Source organism: Vreelandella titanicae BH1 (assembly GCF_000336575.1).
In the GTDB taxonomy this organism is placed as follows: domain Bacteria; phylum Pseudomonadota; class Gammaproteobacteria; order Pseudomonadales; family Halomonadaceae; genus Vreelandella; species Vreelandella titanicae.
This window is the reverse complement of the sequence record NZ_AOPO01000042.1, coordinates 1-1095: the sequence shown is the minus strand read 5'-3', so window position 1 is coordinate 1095 and position 1095 is coordinate 1. Positions and strand designations below refer to the sequence as shown.

Below are 1095 nucleotides of genomic sequence, written 5' to 3'. Positions count from 1 at the left end.
CGCCCCCATGGGTATGGCTGATATCGCCGAGGTGCTATGGAATGACTACCTCAAGCACAATCCCGAAGACCCCAAGTGGGCCGATCGTGACCGCTTTGTGCTCTCCAATGGCCACGGCTCCATGCTGCTTTACTCGCTGCTCCACCTCAGCGGCTACGAGCTAAGCCTGGAACAGCTGCAGAATTTCCGCCAGCTGCATTCGCCCACCGCGGGCCACCCGGAATTCGGCTACGCGCCCGGCATTGAAACCACCACTGGCCCACTGGGTCAGGGTTTTGCCAATGCCGTGGGCTTTGCCATCGCGGAAAAAACTCTGGCGGCGCAGTTTAACCGCCCCGGCCACACCATCGTCGATCACCACACATGGTGCTTTGTAGGTGACGGCTGCTTAATGGAAGGTATCTCCCACGAAGCGGCCTCGCTGGCCGGTACCCAGCAGTTGGGTAAGCTGATCACTGTATACGACGATAACGGCATCTCCATTGATGGCGAAGTGGAAGGCTGGTTCACCGACGATACCGCCAAGCGTTTTGAAGCTTACGGCTGGCACGTGGTGCCCAATGTGGATGGCCACAAGCCTGAAGAGGTTAAAGCCGCTATTGAGCTGGCCAAGAGCCACGACGATAAGCCGAGCCTGATTATCTGCAAGACCATCATTGGCTTTGGTGCCCCCAACAAGCAGGGCAAGGAAGACGCCCACGGCGCCCCCTTAGGCGACGACGAAGTGGCCCTGGCACGCACTCAGCTCGACTGGCCCCATGCGCCCTTCCATATTCCCGAGCCGATCTACTCCGCCTGGGATGCCCGTGAAGCGGGCAAAGCGGCTCAGCAGGCGTGGGACGCGCGGTTTGCCCGCTACGCGGAAGCCTTCCCCACAGAAGCGCGGGAGTTCACCCGCCGGATGAAACGTCAGTTGCCCGCGGAACTGCCCACCGAAGCCTTGATCGAGCAGGCCCAAGAGCGCGGCGAGACCATTGCGTCACGCAAAGCCTCGTTTGAAGCACTCAATGTGATCGGCCCGCAAATGCCGGAACTGCTGGGCGGCAGTGCCGACCTGGCGCCGTCTAACCTGACCTTCTGGAAAGGCGCCAAAGC

Annotated in this window: 1 protein-coding gene; it reads left to right on the top strand. The window is 60.8% G+C overall.

Going from position 1 to position 1095, the window contains the following annotated elements; translation table 11 throughout:
* Positions 1-1095 (top strand): transketolase family protein (locus HALTITAN_RS24355; RefSeq protein ID WP_039860966.1); only part of this gene is annotated, 1095 nt, incomplete at both ends.